Origin of the sequence: Enterococcus faecalis, from assembly GCF_029024925.1 — a bacterium.
Classification (GTDB): domain Bacteria; phylum Bacillota; class Bacilli; order Lactobacillales; family Enterococcaceae; genus Enterococcus; species Enterococcus faecalis.
Map to the genome: position 1 here is coordinate 171,397 of NZ_CP118962.1, position 14,800 is coordinate 186,196.

General features: G+C 39.4%; 25 protein-coding genes. All 25 read left to right on the forward strand.

Translation table 11 applies throughout. The features are described from left to right. Positions 1 to 20 precede the first annotated feature (20 nt). The 25 genes from rpsQ to PYW42_RS00880 all read left to right on the forward strand — a co-directional run bounded on the left by rpsQ (position 21) and on the right by PYW42_RS00880 (position 14,788). Positions 21 to 287, forward strand: a complete 267-nt coding sequence (rpsQ, locus tag PYW42_RS00765; RefSeq protein ID WP_002359348.1) for a 30S ribosomal protein S17 — start codon at positions 21 to 23, stop codon at positions 285 to 287. 57 nt (positions 288 to 344) lie between these two features. After that, entirely contained in the window at positions 345 to 713 is a 369-nt protein-coding gene (gene rplN, locus PYW42_RS00770) for a 50S ribosomal protein L14 (RefSeq protein ID WP_002356211.1), read from the forward strand. Between the two features lie 35 nt (positions 714 to 748). Continuing rightward, the gene (rplX, locus tag PYW42_RS00775) at positions 749 to 1,060 is read left to right on the forward strand and encodes a 50S ribosomal protein L24 (protein ID WP_002356212.1); all 312 of its coding nucleotides are present in this window, start codon (positions 749 to 751) and stop codon (positions 1,058 to 1,060) included. Positions 1,061 to 1,085: 25 nt separating this feature from the next. Next, positions 1,086 to 1,625 (forward strand): 50S ribosomal protein L5, encoded by a 540-nt coding sequence (gene rplE, locus PYW42_RS00780; protein ID WP_002356213.1) that lies wholly within the window; start codon positions 1,086 to 1,088, stop codon positions 1,623 to 1,625. An 18-nt stretch (positions 1,626 to 1,643) separates the two neighbouring features. Beyond that, positions 1,644 to 1,829 (forward strand): type Z 30S ribosomal protein S14, encoded by a 186-nt coding sequence (locus PYW42_RS00785; protein WP_002356214.1) that lies wholly within the window; start codon positions 1,644 to 1,646, stop codon positions 1,827 to 1,829. Positions 1,830 to 1,864: 35 nt separating this feature from the next. Continuing rightward, positions 1,865 to 2,263 (forward strand): 30S ribosomal protein S8, encoded by a 399-nt coding sequence (rpsH, locus tag PYW42_RS00790; RefSeq protein WP_002356215.1) that lies wholly within the window; start codon positions 1,865 to 1,867, stop codon positions 2,261 to 2,263. 31 nt (positions 2,264 to 2,294) lie between these two features. Next, positions 2,295 to 2,831, forward strand: a complete 537-nt coding sequence (rplF, locus tag PYW42_RS00795) for a 50S ribosomal protein L6 (RefSeq protein WP_002356217.1) — start codon at positions 2,295 to 2,297, stop codon at positions 2,829 to 2,831. A 160-nt stretch (positions 2,832 to 2,991) separates the two neighbouring features. Continuing rightward, positions 2,992 to 3,348, forward strand: a complete 357-nt coding sequence (rplR, locus tag PYW42_RS00800; RefSeq protein ID WP_002356218.1) for a 50S ribosomal protein L18 — start codon at positions 2,992 to 2,994, stop codon at positions 3,346 to 3,348. Between the two features lie 20 nt (positions 3,349 to 3,368). After that, positions 3,369 to 3,869 (forward strand): 30S ribosomal protein S5, encoded by a 501-nt coding sequence (rpsE, locus tag PYW42_RS00805; protein WP_002356219.1) that lies wholly within the window; start codon positions 3,369 to 3,371, stop codon positions 3,867 to 3,869. Positions 3,870 to 3,883: 14 nt separating this feature from the next. Continuing rightward, entirely contained in the window at positions 3,884 to 4,063 is a 180-nt protein-coding gene (gene rpmD / locus PYW42_RS00810) for a 50S ribosomal protein L30 (protein WP_002356220.1), read from the forward strand. Positions 4,064 to 4,110: 47 nt separating this feature from the next. Continuing rightward, positions 4,111 to 4,551, forward strand: coding sequence for a 50S ribosomal protein L15 (gene rplO, locus PYW42_RS00815; protein WP_002356221.1), 441 nt, complete (start codon positions 4,111 to 4,113; stop codon positions 4,549 to 4,551). Then, positions 4,552 to 5,850, forward strand: coding sequence for a preprotein translocase subunit SecY (secY, locus tag PYW42_RS00820; protein WP_002359350.1), 1,299 nt, complete (start codon positions 4,552 to 4,554; stop codon positions 5,848 to 5,850). An 86-nt stretch (positions 5,851 to 5,936) separates the two neighbouring features. Further along, positions 5,937 to 6,587, forward strand: a complete 651-nt coding sequence (locus tag PYW42_RS00825) for an adenylate kinase (RefSeq protein ID WP_002356223.1) — start codon at positions 5,937 to 5,939, stop codon at positions 6,585 to 6,587. 210 nt (positions 6,588 to 6,797) lie between these two features. Beyond that, positions 6,798 to 7,016 carry a translation initiation factor IF-1 gene (infA, locus tag PYW42_RS00830; protein WP_002356224.1) on the forward strand — a complete coding sequence of 73 codons (219 nt, stop codon included), beginning with the start codon at positions 6,798 to 6,800 and terminating at the stop codon, positions 7,014 to 7,016. A 32-nt stretch (positions 7,017 to 7,048) separates the two neighbouring features. Continuing rightward, positions 7,049 to 7,165, forward strand: coding sequence for a 50S ribosomal protein L36 (rpmJ, locus tag PYW42_RS00835; RefSeq protein WP_002288710.1), 117 nt, complete (start codon positions 7,049 to 7,051; stop codon positions 7,163 to 7,165). A 19-nt stretch (positions 7,166 to 7,184) separates the two neighbouring features. Then, on the forward strand, positions 7,185 to 7,550 hold the full coding sequence (gene rpsM / locus PYW42_RS00840) for a 30S ribosomal protein S13 (RefSeq protein ID WP_002356225.1): 366 nt from the start codon (positions 7,185 to 7,187) through the stop codon (positions 7,548 to 7,550). Positions 7,551 to 7,577: 27 nt separating this feature from the next. Then, entirely contained in the window at positions 7,578 to 7,967 is a 390-nt protein-coding gene (gene rpsK / locus PYW42_RS00845) for a 30S ribosomal protein S11 (RefSeq protein ID WP_002356226.1), read from the forward strand. Positions 7,968 to 8,047: 80 nt separating this feature from the next. Beyond that, entirely contained in the window at positions 8,048 to 8,986 is a 939-nt protein-coding gene (locus PYW42_RS00850; RefSeq protein ID WP_002356227.1) for a DNA-directed RNA polymerase subunit alpha, read from the forward strand. Positions 8,987 to 9,059: 73 nt separating this feature from the next. Next, positions 9,060 to 9,443, forward strand: coding sequence for a 50S ribosomal protein L17 (gene rplQ, locus PYW42_RS00855; protein WP_002356228.1), 384 nt, complete (start codon positions 9,060 to 9,062; stop codon positions 9,441 to 9,443). A 45-nt stretch (positions 9,444 to 9,488) separates the two neighbouring features. Next, positions 9,489 to 9,701, forward strand: a complete 213-nt coding sequence (locus PYW42_RS14125) for a hypothetical protein (protein ID WP_002411018.1) — start codon at positions 9,489 to 9,491, stop codon at positions 9,699 to 9,701. A 16-nt stretch (positions 9,702 to 9,717) separates the two neighbouring features. After that, the gene (locus PYW42_RS00860; protein ID WP_010816083.1) at positions 9,718 to 10,917 is read left to right on the forward strand and encodes a hypothetical protein; all 1,200 of its coding nucleotides are present in this window, start codon (positions 9,718 to 9,720) and stop codon (positions 10,915 to 10,917) included. Positions 10,918 to 10,932: 15 nt separating this feature from the next. Next, a complete protein-coding gene (locus tag PYW42_RS00865; RefSeq protein ID WP_002359353.1) occupies positions 10,933 to 12,108 on the forward strand; it encodes a M20 family metallopeptidase in 1,176 nt (391 codons plus the stop codon). A gap of 201 nt (positions 12,109 to 12,309) precedes the next feature. Next, positions 12,310 to 13,149: an energy-coupling factor ABC transporter ATP-binding protein gene (locus tag PYW42_RS00870; RefSeq protein ID WP_002359354.1), complete on the forward strand. Its 840-nt coding sequence runs from the start codon at positions 12,310 to 12,312 to the stop codon at positions 13,147 to 13,149. Further along, positions 13,125 to 13,994, forward strand: a complete 870-nt coding sequence (locus tag PYW42_RS00875) for an energy-coupling factor ABC transporter ATP-binding protein (RefSeq protein ID WP_002381364.1) — start codon at positions 13,125 to 13,127, stop codon at positions 13,992 to 13,994. Before PYW42_RS00870 ends, PYW42_RS00875 begins: the two co-directional genes overlap by 25 nt. Next, positions 13,991 to 14,788: an energy-coupling factor transporter transmembrane component T family protein gene (locus PYW42_RS00880; protein ID WP_002373841.1), complete on the forward strand. Its 798-nt coding sequence runs from the start codon at positions 13,991 to 13,993 to the stop codon at positions 14,786 to 14,788. Before PYW42_RS00875 ends, PYW42_RS00880 begins: the two co-directional genes overlap by 4 nt. Positions 14,789 to 14,800: the final 12 nt, after the last annotated feature.

Consider the following 14,800-nt stretch of genomic DNA (forward strand, 5'->3'; position numbering starts at 1 on the left):
TGGAAGGAGGCCAAACGCGTATGACTGAAGAAAGAAATCAACGTAAAGTTTACCAAGGTCGCGTGGTATCAGACAAAATGGATAAAACAATCACAGTTGTCGTTGAAACAAAGAAAAACCACCCTATCTATGGCAAACGTATGAAATATTCTAAAAAATATAAAGCGCATGATGAAAACAACACAGCGAAAGTTGGAGACATCGTAAAAATCATGGAAACTCGTCCATTATCAGCTACAAAACGTTTCCGTTTACTAGAGGTAGTCGAAGAAGCAGTTATTATCTAATAAAACGAGAATTTCCTAATAGATTGAAGCACAAAATCTGAAAGGGGGATACACATCGTGATCCAACAAGAAAGTCGTTTAAGAGTCGCTGACAATTCTGGCGCACGTGAAATTTTAACGATCAAAGTCCTAGGCGGATCTGGTCGTAAAACTGCTAACATCGGTGACGTTATTGTTGCTACTGTCAAACAAGCAACGCCAGGTGGGGTTGTTAAAAAAGGTGAAGTAGTTAAAGCCGTTATCGTTCGTACAAAATCTGGCGCTCGTCGTGCTGACGGTTCTTACATCAAATTTGATGAAAATGCTGCGGTAATTATCCGTGACGATAAAAGCCCACGCGGAACACGTATCTTCGGACCAGTTGCACGTGAATTACGTGAAAACAACTTCATGAAGATCGTTTCTCTAGCACCAGAAGTATTATAATCTCGAGCCCACGTTAAAGGAGGTGCGAAACAGTAATGTTTGTTAAAAAAGGCGATAAAGTAAAAGTTATCACTGGTAAAGATAAAAACAAAGAAGGCGTTGTCTTAGCAGCGTTTCCTAAACAAGATAAAGTTATCGTTGAAGGTGTCAACGTCGTTAAAAAACACCAAAAACCAAACCAAGCAGCCCCACAAGGTGGAATCCTTGAAGTGGAAGCGCCAATTCATGTTTCTAATGTAATGGTGATTGATCCTTCAAACGGAGAAGCTACTAAAGTTGCGTTTAAAGAAGTCGACGGCAAAAAAGTCCGCGTTTCTAAAAAAACAGGTGAAGTTTTAGATAAATAAAAATTGCGGAAGGAGGGCTTACTGAATGAACCGCCTGAAAGAAAAATATATTAAAGAAGTAACACCATCATTGGTGGAAAAATTTAATTACAGCTCAGTTATGCAAACACCTAAAGTTGATAAAATCGTTATCAACATGGGTGTGGGTGATGCAGTATCAAATGCTAAAAACTTAGACAAAGCTGTTGAAGAATTAGCATTAATCACTGGTCAAAAACCACTTATCACAAAAGCTAAAAAATCTATCGCTGGATTCCGTTTACGTGAAGGAATGCCAATCGGTGCGAAAGTAACGCTACGCGGCGAAAGAATGTACGAATTTTTAGATAAATTAGTAACAGTTTCTTTACCTCGTGTACGTGACTTCCACGGTGTCAGCAAAAAAGCTTTCGATGGTCGTGGTAACTATACTTTAGGTATTAAAGAACAATTAATCTTCCCAGAAGTTGATTATGATTTAGTAGATAAAGTACGCGGTATGGACATCGTAATTGTTACAACAGCGAACACTGACGAAGAGTCTCGCGAATTGTTGGCACAATTAGGTATGCCATTCCAAAAATAATATAAGGAGGCGAACTACGTGGCTAAAAAATCAATGATTGCTAAAAACAAACGTCCTGCTAAACATTCAACACAAGCTTATACTCGTTGTGAACGTTGTGGACGTCCACATTCAGTTTATCGTAAATTTCATCTTTGCCGTATTTGCTTCCGCGAACTTGCCTATAAAGGTCAAATTCCCGGCGTGAAGAAAGCTAGCTGGTAAACAAGTAAACTCGCATAAAGGAGGTAAATAGTTCAATGGTCATGACAGATCCAATTGCAGATTTTCTAACTCGCATTCGTAATGCGAACATGGTTAAACATGAAACTTTAGAAGTACCTGCTTCAAAAATCAAACGTGATATCGCAGAAATCCTGAAACGTGAAGGATTTATCCGCGACGTAGAATACATCGAAGATGACAAACAAGGCGTAATCCGTGTTTTCCTAAAATATGGTAAAAACGAAGAACGTGTTATCACAAACTTAAAACGTATTTCTAAACCAGGTTTACGTGCATACGTAAAAGCTGACGAAGTACCAAAAGTATTAAACGGTCTAGGAATTGCAATCATCTCTACATCAGAGGGTGTAATTACTGACAAAGAAGCTAGAGCGAAAAATATCGGCGGCGAAGTAATCGCCTACGTATGGTAATTCTAAAAAATACACAAGGAGGTGTCTCTAAGTGAGCCGTATTGGTAATAAAGTTGTTGTTCTTCCTGCTGGTGTTGAAATCAAGCAAGACGGAAACAACATTACAGTTAAAGGACCTAAAGGTGAATTAACACGCGAATTTTCTTCTGATATCAAAATGAACATCGAAGGAAACGAAGTGACATTCACTCGTCCAAACGATTCAAAAGAAATGAAAACAATCCACGGAACAACTCGTGCAAACTTCAACAACATGGTTGTTGGTGTTTCTGAAGGTTTCCAAAAAGCACTTGAACTTATCGGGGTCGGATACCGTGCCCAAGTACAAGGCAACAAATTAACTTTAAACGTTGGTTATTCTCATCCTGTCGAAATGACAGCACCAGAAGGCGTAACATTTGAAGTACCTGCGAACACACAAGTTATCGTTAAAGGCATCAACAAAGAAGTTGTTGGTGAATTAGCTGCTAACATCCGTGGCGTTCGTCCTCCAGAACCTTATAAAGGCAAAGGGATTCGCTATGTTGGTGAATTTGTACGCCGTAAAGAAGGTAAAACTGGTAAATAATAACAGCTGTGTAGAAAACAGAAGTCAACAACAAGCAACTGTCATTTTATGGGATTTTTCCAATAAAATGCTTTTGTCTTGTCTGCCAGCTTCTCTTTTCCGTAATCTGCTGACTGCTTGAAATATTAGTAGTAAACATTAAATCAAAGAGGTGAAAATTGTGATTACAAAACCAGATAAAAACAAAACACGTCAAAAGAGACATCGTCGTGTACGTAACAAAATCTCTGGTACTGCTGAGTGCCCACGCTTGAACATTTTCCGTTCTAACAAAAACATCTACGCGCAAGTCATTGATGACGTAGCGGGTGTGACGCTAGCAAGTGCCTCTGCCTTGGATAAAGAAATTTCAGGTGGAACAAAAACAGAAACAGCTGCAGCTGTTGGTAAACTAGTTGCTGAACGTGCCGCTGAAAAAGGCATTAAAAAAGTAGTCTTCGACCGTGGTGGATACCTTTACCATGGCCGCGTGCAAGCTTTAGCTGAAGCTGCTCGTGAAAATGGACTAGAATTTTAGGAGAAGGAGGAACACCATTCATGGTTTATATTGATCCAAAACATTTGGAATTAGAAGACCGCGTTGTAGCGATCAACCGTGTAACAAAAGTTGTTAAAGGTGGACGTCGTTTACGTTTCGCAGCTTTAGTTGTTGTCGGTGACAAAAACGGACACGTTGGTTTCGGTACTGGTAAAGCACAAGAAGTACCTGAAGCTATCCGTAAAGCAATAGAAGACGCGAAGAAAAACTTAGTTGAAGTGCCTATGGTTGGTTCTACTATCCCGCACGAAGTAATTGGCGTATTCGGTGGCGGCCGTATCCTTATGAAACCTGCAGTAGAAGGTTCTGGGGTAGCTGCTGGTGGACCAGTTCGTGCCGTATTGGAATTAGCTGGTGTAGCAGATATTACATCTAAATCACTAGGTTCAAACACACCTATTAACGTTGTTCGCGCAACTGTTGAAGGTCTAAAACAATTAAAACGTGCCGAAGAAGTGGCAGCACTTCGCGGTAAATCTGTAGAAGAAATTATCGGTTAAGGAGGACAAAAATAATGGCTGAATTAAAAATTACTTTAAAACGCAGTGTTATCGGACGTCCTCAAAACCAACGTGCTACAGTTAAAGCGTTAGGTTTAGGTAAAGTGAATAGTACTGTTACAAAACCTGCCAATGAAGCAATCAAAGGTATGGTTAACACTATCTCACATTTAGTGGACGTAGAAGAAGTTTAAGATTTATAGATTTGTAATAGAAGATTGCTTAAGGAGGTGCCAAACCTATGAAACTTCATGAATTAAAACCTGCTGAGGGCTCACGCCAAGTACGTAACCGTGTTGGACGTGGTACTTCATCTGGTAATGGTAAAACAGCTGGCCGTGGACAAAAAGGGCAAAAAGCCCGTTCAGGCGGTGGTGTTCGTTTAGGATTTGAAGGGGGTCAAACTCCATTATTCCGTCGTTTACCAAAACGTGGGTTTACAAACATTAATCGTAAAGATTACGCTGTTGTGAACTTAGATACTTTAAACCGTTTTGAAGATGGAACAGAAGTAACTCCTGTTGTCCTAAAAGAAGCAGGAATCGTTAAAAACGAAAAAGCGGGAATCAAAGTTCTTGCAGATGGTGAGTTAACGAAAAAATTAACTGTGAAAGCAGCTAAATTCTCGAAATCAGCACAAGAAGCTATCGAAGCTGCTGGTGGTTCAATCGAGGTGATCTAATTGTTCAAGCTATTAAAGAACGCCTTTAAAGTCAAAGACATTAGATCAAAAATCTTATTTACAGTTTTAATCTTGTTTGTATTTCGCCTAGGTGCGCACATTACTGTGCCCGGGGTGAATGCAAAGGGATTGTCTGATTTAAGTAGCTTACCCTTTTTGAATATGTTGAATATGGTGAGTGGTAGTGCCATGCAAAACTTCTCTATCTTCTCGATGGGGGTTTCGCCATACATTACAGCCTCTATTATTATTCAACTATTGCAAATGGATATTGTACCTAGATTTGTAGAATGGTCAAAACAAGGGGAAGTTGGGCGTAAGAAATTAAATCAAGCTACAAGATATCTAACGATTGTCTTGGGTGTGGCTCAGTCAATGGGGATCACTGCTGGTTTTAATAGCTTAAGTCAAACTGGGATTGTAAACAATCCAACCTTAGGTACCTTTGTGATGATTGCAGTTATTTTAACTGCTGGGACGATGTTTGTGACTTGGATGGGTGAACAAATTACAGAAAAAGGAATCGGAAATGGTGTTTCAATGATTATCTTTGCCGGGATTATTTCTCGTTTGCCAGGAGCAGTCAAAGAAATCTATGAAGATTACTTCGTCAATATCGAGTCTTCTCGTATTTGGCAATCTGTTATTTTCATTGCAATCTTAGTTATTGCTATTTTGGTGATTGTTACAGTCGTAACGTTCTTCCAACAAGCAGAGCGTAAGATTCCAATCCAATATACAAAACGTGTTTCTGGTGCACCAACAAGTAGTTATTTACCGTTAAAAGTAAATGCTGCTGGGGTTATTCCAGTTATCTTTGCCAGCTCGTTAATTGCAACACCAAATGCCATTTTACAAGCTTTCTCATCAAAATTCGCTGGTGAAAATTGGTATGACATTATGACAAAAATCTTCAGTTATAACACAGTTCCAGGGGCAATCATCTATACTGTCCTAATCGTTGCGTTTACGTTCTTCTATGCATTTGTTCAAGTAAACCCTGAGAAATTAGCGGAAAACTTACAAAAACAAGGAAGCTACATTCCAAGCGTGCGACCAGGTAAAGGTACAGAAGAATATGTATCTGGCGTGTTAATGAGATTAAGTGTTGTCGGCTCAATTTTCCTAGGACTTGTTGCTTTACTTCCAATCATTGCGCAAATGGTTTGGAACTTACCTCAATCAATCGGTTTAGGTGGAACAAGTTTACTAATCGTTATCGGGGTTGCATTAGAAACAACGAAACAATTAGAAGGATTAATGATGAAACGTCAATATGTCGGCTTTATCAATAAGTAAGAATCGAGTGTTGAGGTTTTACCTCAGCACCATTCTCACATATGGCTAGCTTCATAAGCCGGTCTTTAAAATTAGGAGGAGAATATATGAACCTCATTTTAATGGGATTACCTGGAGCAGGTAAAGGCACCCAAGCAGAAAAAATCATTGATACGTATGGCATTCCACATATTTCTACTGGAGATATGTTCCGTGCAGCAATGAAAAATGAAACTGCCTTGGGCCTAGAAGCGAAATCTTATATCGATAAAGGTGAACTGGTTCCTGACGAAGTAACAAACGGAATTGTTAAAGAACGCCTTGCTGAACCAGACACAGACAAAGGATTCCTATTAGATGGTTTCCCACGTACACTGGATCAAGCAAAAGCATTAGATACAATGCTTAAAGAATTAAACAAAAAAATTGATGCTGTCATTGACATCCATGTAGAAGAAGATGTATTAATCGAGCGTTTAGCTGGACGATTCATCTGTCGCACATGTGGCGCAACGTATCATAAATTATTCAACCCGCCAAAAGTTGAAGGCACTTGTGATCGCTGTGGCGGACATGAATTCTACCAAAGAGAAGATGATAAGCCCGAAACGGTTAAAAATCGTTTGGCAGTCAACATTGAAAGTAGCGCACCAATCTTAGCTTTCTATAAAGAACAAGGCTTGATGCATACAATCGATGGCAATCGCGAAATCGATACTGTTTTTTCTGATGTGAAAAAAATCATTGACGAAAACTAATTTCCAATTGCCCGCAGTTTAACCCTGTTGTTGTATTCAGTTTCTCTTGCCAAAACATAACTAAATATGGTAGAATATATCAGTCCGACTTCTACAGTTTTGTGACATCAAAATGAATAACGAAGTTAGTTGAGAATTTCTAGGTGGGAGCTGGAGTTTCCGCCGTTTTATCGTGTGAAAACGCGAAACAAGTACAAGGAGGTACTGTGCGTGGCAAAAGAAGATATGATTGAAGTCGAAGGTACAGTCGTCGAAACTTTGCCGAATGCAATGTTTAAAGTCGAACTAGAAAATGGACACCAAGTTCTTGCTACTGTTTCAGGTAAAATCCGTATGCACTACATCCGTATCTTACCTGGTGACAAAGTAACAGTTGAATTATCACCGTATGATTTAACGCGTGGCCGTATTACTTATCGCTTTAAATAATTGTACTCCGTAAAACCACAGGAGGTATTATCATGAAAGTAAGACCATCAGTAAAACCAATGTGTGAACATTGTAAAGTAATTCGCCGTAAAGGACGTGTTATGGTTATTTGCCCAGCAAATCCAAAACATAAACAACGTCAAGGATAATTAGGAGGTGTAACGAATAATGGCTCGTATTGCAGGAGTAGACATCCCTCGTGACAAACGTGTAGTAGTTTCTCTTACTTACATTTATGGTATTGGTAACACTACAGCTAAAAAAGTTTTAGCAAACGTTGGCGTATCTGAAGATGTTCGTGTACGTGATTTAACAAACGAACAAACAGATGCGATTCGTGCGGAAATTGATAAGTTAAAAGTTGAAGGGGATCTTCGTCGTGAAGTGAACTTAAACATCAAACGCTTGATGGAAATCGGTTCATACCGTGGAATCCGTCACCGTCGTGGATTACCAACTCGTGGACAAAACACGAAAAATAATGCACGTACTCGTAAAGGCCCTACTAAAACAGTAGCAGGCAAGAAAAAATAATTCCTAAGTGAAGGAGGTTAGAACTTCATGGCAGCAAAAAAAGTTAGTCGTAAACGCCGTGTCAAAAAGAATATAGAATCAGGTGTAGCACATATCCATTCTACATTCAACAATACAATCGTAATGATTACTGATACACATGGTAATGCATTAGCATGGTCATCAGCAGGATCATTAGGCTTTAAAGGAAGCAAAAAATCAACTCCTTTTGCCGCTCAAATGGCTGCAGAAGCCGCAACTAAAGTGGCAATGGAACATGGACTTAAAACTGTAGACGTAACAGTTAAAGGACCTGGTTCTGGACGTGAAGCAGCAATTCGTTCATTACAAGCAACAGGTTTAGAAGTGACTGCAATTCGTGACGTGACTCCAGTTCCTCATAATGGATGCCGCCCTCCAAAACGCCGTCGTGTTTAATGAGCGCCACTCATTCTGAGTTTGAATTAGGAACGTCATTGAACAAGACACTTTTCGTTTTGAAAGGGGTATAGATAAGAATGATTGAATTTGAAAAACCAAGAATCGAAAAAATTGATGAAAATAGAGATTATGGTAAGTTCGTCGTTGAACCATTAGAACGCGGTTACGGAACTACTTTAGGTAACTCTCTACGTCGTATTTTATTGTCTTCTTTACCAGGAGCTGCAATTACGAATATTCAAATCGATGGTGTTTTACACGAATTCTCAACCATTCCAGGTGTACGAGAAGACGTAACACAAATTATTTTGAATATTAAAGGCTTAGCATTGAAATTATATGCTGAAGAAGAGAAAACCCTTGAGATCGATATTACAGGACCCGCTACCGTGACTGCCGGCGATATTATCGTGGACAGTGATGTTGAGATCCTAAATAAAGATTTAGTTATCTGTAGTGTTGCTGAAGGAGCTACTTTCCATGCTCGCTTAACAGTGAAACCTGGTCGTGGCTATGTTCAAGCAGACGAAAACAAAAAAGAAGATATGCCAATCGGTGTACTTCCAGTTGATTCCATCTACACACCCGTTCGTCGTGTTAACTACCAAGTAGAAAATACACGTGTTGGTCGTCGTGATGATTTCGACAAATTAACAATGGAAATATGGACAGATGGTTCAATCATTCCTCAAGAAGCACTAAGTTTAGCTGCGAAAATCATGACTGAGCATTTAGATATCTTTGTAAACCTTACTGACGAAGCGAAAAACGCTGAAATCATGGTGGAAAAAGAAGAAACTCAAAAAGAGAAAATGCTAGAAATGACGATTGAAGAACTTGATTTATCAGTTCGTTCATATAACTGTTTAAAACGTGCAGGCATTAATACTGTACAAGAACTTACAAACAAATCTGAACCAGAAATGATCAAAGTACGTAATTTAGGTCGTAAATCTCTTGAAGAAGTAAAACTTAAATTGCATGATCTAGGATTAGGATTACGTAAGGACGATTAAGACTTTTACGAAGTTTCCAGTCCTGCTTAACAGCAGTGGCTCGTGAGAACAGAAACGAAGGAGGGAACCCAACGTGAGTTACCGTAAATTAGGACGCACATCAAGCCAACGTAAAGCTATGCTACGTGATATTACAACTGATTTAATCATCAACGAACGCATCGTAACTACTGAAGCTCGTGCGAAAGAAGTACGTTCAACTGTAGAAAAAATGATTACTTTAGGTAAACGTGGAGATCTTCATGCACGTCGTCAAGCAGCTACTTTCGTTCGTAATGAAGTTGCTAGTGTTCGTGAAGAAGATGAGTCTATCGTTGTTGAATCAGCTTTACAAAAGCTATTTAACGATTTAGGACCTCGTTTCGCGGAACGCCAAGGTGGTTACACTCGTATCTTGAAGACAGAACCAAGACGCGGCGATGCAGCACCAATGGTAGTTATCGAATTTGTTAAATAATTAATAAACCGATCACTTTATAGATGTTTCTTTTAGAGTGTTATGATGTTGGAGGCGACTCCGAGTCTAGCTCTGCTTTCCCTGCTAAAGATGGCTTTAGCAGGGGAGCACTCATCATATAAAGGTGATTTTTTTTTGCTTTGGGAAAACGCTGTTTTCTCAAAGCTTTTTTGTTTCTTAAAAGCATTGCAGAAGCTTTTCCGGTTTGTTATACTGGTTATTAATTGGAATTTTCAGATAATTAAACATCTGAGTTAGTAGAAGGGGGAATTATATGTCGCAAATGTTTGCTTTTTCGTTGCTGATGGTTATTTTATACATTGGTGATGTAGTTTCTATCAAAACAAAAGCTTGGATTCCATCTGTTTTTGTTTGTGGTGTTTTATTTATTCTTGGTTATTGGACTATTTTTCCACAAAATATTGTGGAAGTGGCAGGGATTCCTACAGTGGTTGCCACTTTATTAATGTATCTGTTGATTACTAATATGGGCACTCTGCTCTCTGTTAAAGTATTGGTTAATCAATGGAAAACGATTGTGATTGCTTTGTCAGGTATTCTGGGCATTATTGCCTTGTTGTTAGCTGTGGGGACTTTTGTTTTTGACTTAAAAACAGTTTTAGTTGCAATCCCGCCGTTAGTAGGAGGTTTAGTTTCTTCATTAGTAATGTCAGAAGCGGCTCAATCAGCTGGTTTAGCCTCACTTTCAGTTTTGGCAATTTTAATTTATGTCATTCAAGGGTTTGCAGGTTATCCCTTAACTTCAATTGTTCTAAAAAAAGAAGGAAAGCGGAAGCTTCAAGAATATCGAGCAGGGACATGGCAGCCGGTTCATGAACAAGAGGGGCAAGAAACAGGAGCAGAACCAGATGTGCCTAAACTATTTGAAAAAGTACCCAAACGATATCATACAGATTATTCACGAATTTTACGTTTAGCCTTAGTTGCCACACTTGCTTATTATGTTTCTGTGTGGACGGCACCGTTTGTGACGATTAGTCCTTTTGTGCTGTGTTTATGTTTTGGCGTGATTGCAACGTCTTTAGGCTTTTTAGAAAAGCAACCATTGCAGAAAGCAAATAGCTTTGGTTTTGCGATTTTAGGGTTAATGCTTTTTGTCTTTGATGGCTTAAAACAAGCCACACCTGAAATGTTGATGGATTTATTTTTACCAATGATTGGGATTATTGTGATTGGTGTTATCGGGATGTACATCTTTTCAGCAATTGTTGGTCGTGTATTAGGTGTGAGTAAAGAGATGGCATTCGCTGTTTCGTTGACAGCTTTATATGGCTTTCCAGCCGATTATGTTATTACTAATGAAGTGATTCAATCATTGACAGAAGATGAACAAGAACAGGCGGCTTTAACGAGCCATTTAATGCCACCGATGTTAGTGGCAGGTTTCGTAACAGTCACCATTGTTTCGGTTATTTTAGCGGGTATTTTTTCAAGTATTTTATTAAGTTTGTAGAAACGGGGCGTAAGTATGAAAAAAATCAAAGCACTAGTCAAGCAGCATGCACAAGAAATGATTGCTTTTCGACGGGATTTACACCAACATCCAGAATTACAATTTGAAGAATTTCGAACGACAGAAAAAGTCGCGGCAGTTCTTGATCAATTAGGAATTACTTATCGCAAAACAGAACCGACGGGTTTAATTGCTGAAATTGTGGGCGGCAAACCAGGCCGAGTGGTTGCGCTGCGAGCTGATATGGATGCCTTACCTGTACAGGAATTAAATGAAGATTTAGCTTATAAATCTTTAGAAGCTGGCAAGATGCATGCATGTGGGCATGATTCCCATACCGCGATGTTAGTAACAGCGGCTAAAGTATTAAAAGAAATCCAGGAAGAACTTCAGGGAACAGTAAGGTTAATTTTTCAACCATCTGAAGAAAATGCGCAAGGTGCTAAAGCAATGGTTGCGCAAGGCGCAATGACCGGTGTTGATGATGTATTTGGCTTACATATCTGGTCACAAATGCCTGTAGGAACCGCTTCGTGTCGAGTGGGCTCAAGTTTCGCATCCGCAGATATTTTTTCTGTTGATTTTAAAGGCCGTGGTGGCCATGGTGCCATGCCAAACGCTTGTATTGATGCGGCAGTCATAGCTTCTTCTTTCGTGATGAATCTGCAAACGATTGTTTCTCGGGAGACAGATCCTTTAGATCCAGTAGTTGTCACGATTGGACGGATGGATGTGGGGACCCGTTTTAATGTGATTGCTGAGAATGCACGTTTAGAAGGAACGGTTCGTTGCTTTAGTGTAGCAACGCGTAATCGAGTAGAACAGGCGCTACAACGCTATGCGGAACAAACAGCCGCTATTTACGGTGGGACGGCTTCGTTAGATTATCAATATGGGACGTTGCCAGTGATTAATGATGAGCAGGATGCCTTGTTTGCCCAAACACTAATTAAGGAAAATTTTGGTGAAGCGGCCTTAAGACAAGAAGAGCCGACAACCGGTGGTGAAGACTTCAGTTATTATACTGAACATGCTTCTGGTTGTTTTGCCTTAGTGGGAAGTGGTAATCCGGAGAAAGATACGGAATGGGCACATCACCATGGTCGTTTTAATATTGATGAAGATGCGATGGCAATGGGTGCTGAGTTATATGCCCAATATGCGTTTGAATATTTGAAGACACATTTTTAAAAGAAAATCAGTAACTTCTTGTTTTATGAGAACAAGAAGTTATTTTTATGAAAAATAGACCTGTCAAGACAGATAAGAGCTCCCATAATGACCGTTCTTTTGGTATAATAAAAAATAGTGTGAAGAATCAGAACAGATGATTGAAAAAACGCTACTTTTTTGGTAGTGTTAGAAAGAATAAATAGATTGAGGGAGTACGCGATGCAACCAATCATTGAACTAAATAATATCCAATTTAATTATCAACCAGAAGATGCTTCTCCCGCTTTAAAAGATGTGTCTTTTTCCATTCAACAAGGCGAATGGGTCGCTATTATTGGCCATAATGGTTCTGGTAAATCAACGTTAGCCAAAACGATCAATGGGCTGTTACTGCCAGCTGCTGGGACTATCAAAGTTGGCGGCAAAGAATTAAATGAAGCAAACGTCTGGGATATCCGGCGTATGGTAGGAATGGTCTTTCAGAATCCAGATAACCAATTTGTCGGTTCAACAGTCGAAGACGATGTGGCTTTTGGTTTAGAAAATCAAGGTATTCCGCGTGATGAAATGGTCGAACGTGTTCACGATGCATTAGAACGGGTTCGTATGTTAGATTTTGCCAAGCGAGAACCTGCTCGGCTATCTGGCGGCCAAAAACAACGAGTAGCTATCGCTGGTGTGGTTGCTTTGCGACCAGATATTATTATTTTAGACGAAGCGACAAGTATGTTAGATCCAGAAGGTCGTGCAGAAGTAATTGCTACCATTCAAAAGATTAAAGAAGAAAGCAATTTAACAGTTATTTCTATTACCCACGATATTGATGAAGCGGCTAATGCGAATCGTATTTTAGTGATGCGCCAAGGACAATTGACAAACGAAGGAACACCAGAAAAGATTTTTTCTGCAGGAGAAGCGCTTGTTGAAATGGGCTTGGATTTACCGTTTCCTGAAAAATTAAAAGTAGCTTTGAAAGAGCGTGGCGTTGTTGTGCCAACGAATTATTTAACAGAAGAAGGGATGGTGGATTGGTTATGGACATCCGTTTTAAACAAGTAGATTTTACTTACCAACCCAATACTCCTTTTGAGCAACGGGCATTATTCGATATTAATTTAACGATTCAAGACGGCTCTTATACAGCGATTGTCGGTCATACTGGCAGTGGAAAATCAACGTTATTACAACATTTGAATGCTTTGGTGAAACCAACTAAAGGCCAAGTGACAATTGGAGAGCGTGTAATTACGCCAGAAACTGATAATAAGAATTTAAAACCAATTCGTAAAAAAGTTGGGATCGTTTTTCAATTTCCAGAAGCACAATTGTTTGAAGAAACAGTGGAGCGAGACATCGCTTTCGGACCGAAAAACTTTGGTGTTTCAGACGAAGAAGCGAAAAAATTAGCTAAGAAAATGCTTGATTTAGTCGGCTTAGATGAAAAATACTTACAACATTCTCCGTTTGAGTTATCAGGTGGTCAAATGCGCCGTGTCGCAATTGCTGGTGTGCTAGCGATGGAACCAGAAGTTTTAGTATTAGACGAACCGACTGCTGGTTTGGATCCTAAGGGTCGTAAAGAAATGATGGAGATGTTTAGTCGTCTGCATAAGGAACATAATATGACCATCGTTTTAGTGACACATTTGATGGATGATGTGGCTAATTACGCAGATCATGTGATTGTTTTAGAAAAAGGACAAATCGTCCGAGCGGGAGCACCACAAGAAGTGTTTCAAGAGACACAATGGTTGAAAGAAAAACAATTAGGCGTGCCAACTGCAGCCGAATTTGCTGAAAAATTAGTGGCAAAAGGCTTTTCTTTTGAGCAATTACCATTAACGGCCGATCAATTAGCCGATCAGCTTCTGAAAAAAATGCAGGAAGCAGGTGAGGCAAAATGATGAATAAATTGATTTTTGGGCGCTATATTCCAGGTGATTCTTTTATCCATCGTTTAGATCCGCGCGCAAAATTATTAGCTAGTTTTTATTTTATTGGGATTATCTTTTTAGCAAATAATTGGCAGAGTTATGTTTTAATAGCAGCCTTTACTGCTTTTGCTATTTCATTATCAAAAATCAGCGCCCGCTTCTTTATCCGCGGTGTTCGGCCATTATTATGGCTAATTCTGTTTACTGTGGCTCTTCAAACCTTGTTTACACAAGGGGGAGAGGTGTACTTTCAGTGGGGAATTATTTCCATTACCCAGTTTGGTGTGACGAATGGGCTATTTATTTTCTGTCGTTTTGTTTTAATTATTTTCATGTCAACGTTATTAACTTTAACGACGGCACCATTAGAGTTATCAGATGCGATTGAATATTTGTTACGCCCACTTCGTGTGGTGAAATTTCCAGTTCATGAAGTTTCATTGATGTTATCAATTGCCTTACGTTTTGTCCCAACATTAATGGATGAAACGGAAAAGATTATGAATGCCCAACGTGCCCGTGGTGTTGATTTTGGTGAAGGAAACTTACTTCAAAAAATGAAAGCTATTGTTCCACTTTTGATTCCGCTTTTCGTAAGTAGTTTTAATCGTGCGGAAGACTTAGCGACTGCCATGGAAGCAAGAGGTTATCAAGGTGGCGAAGGACGGACAAAATACCGCATTCTTCATTGGCACCTACGAGATACAATAGTAATGTTTGGCTTTGTCTTGTTAACCATTGGCTTATTTGTATTAAGAACTTAGAAAAGGTGAAGA

Excerpts from the sequence above, each read along its gene's own strand:
- rpsH (WP_002356215.1), top strand. The coding sequence starts at position 1,865 with ATGGTCATGACAGATCCAATTGCAGATTTTCTAACTCGCATTCGTAAT.
- rpmD (WP_002356220.1), top strand. The coding sequence starts at position 3,884 with ATGGCTGAATTAAAAATTACTTTAAAACGCAGTGTTATCGGACGTCCT.
- rplX (WP_002356212.1), top strand. The coding sequence starts at position 749 with ATGTTTGTTAAAAAAGGCGATAAAGTAAAAGTTATCACTGGTAAAGAT.
- PYW42_RS00880 (WP_002373841.1), top strand. The coding sequence starts at position 13,991 with ATGATGAATAAATTGATTTTTGGGCGCTATATTCCAGGTGATTCTTTT.
- PYW42_RS00825 (WP_002356223.1), top strand. The coding sequence starts at position 5,937 with ATGAACCTCATTTTAATGGGATTACCTGGAGCAGGTAAAGGCACCCAA.
- PYW42_RS00870 (WP_002359354.1), top strand. The coding sequence starts at position 12,310 with ATGCAACCAATCATTGAACTAAATAATATCCAATTTAATTATCAACCA.
- PYW42_RS00875 (WP_002381364.1), top strand. The coding sequence starts at position 13,125 with ATGGACATCCGTTTTAAACAAGTAGATTTTACTTACCAACCCAATACT.
- rpmJ (WP_002288710.1), top strand. The coding sequence starts at position 7,049 with ATGAAAGTAAGACCATCAGTAAAACCAATGTGTGAACATTGTAAAGTA.
- rpsM (WP_002356225.1), top strand. The coding sequence starts at position 7,185 with ATGGCTCGTATTGCAGGAGTAGACATCCCTCGTGACAAACGTGTAGTA.
- rpsQ (WP_002359348.1), top strand. The coding sequence starts at position 21 with ATGACTGAAGAAAGAAATCAACGTAAAGTTTACCAAGGTCGCGTGGTA.
- PYW42_RS00850 (WP_002356227.1), top strand. The coding sequence starts at position 8,048 with ATGATTGAATTTGAAAAACCAAGAATCGAAAAAATTGATGAAAATAGA.
- PYW42_RS00865 (WP_002359353.1), top strand. The coding sequence starts at position 10,933 with ATGAAAAAAATCAAAGCACTAGTCAAGCAGCATGCACAAGAAATGATT.
- rpsE (WP_002356219.1), top strand. The coding sequence starts at position 3,369 with ATGGTTTATATTGATCCAAAACATTTGGAATTAGAAGACCGCGTTGTA.
- PYW42_RS14125 (WP_002411018.1), top strand. The coding sequence starts at position 9,489 with ATGTTGGAGGCGACTCCGAGTCTAGCTCTGCTTTCCCTGCTAAAGATG.
- rpsK (WP_002356226.1), top strand. The coding sequence starts at position 7,578 with ATGGCAGCAAAAAAAGTTAGTCGTAAACGCCGTGTCAAAAAGAATATA.
- rplO (WP_002356221.1), top strand. The coding sequence starts at position 4,111 with ATGAAACTTCATGAATTAAAACCTGCTGAGGGCTCACGCCAAGTACGT.
- PYW42_RS00860 (WP_010816083.1), top strand. The coding sequence starts at position 9,718 with ATGTCGCAAATGTTTGCTTTTTCGTTGCTGATGGTTATTTTATACATT.
- rplE (WP_002356213.1), top strand. The coding sequence starts at position 1,086 with ATGAACCGCCTGAAAGAAAAATATATTAAAGAAGTAACACCATCATTG.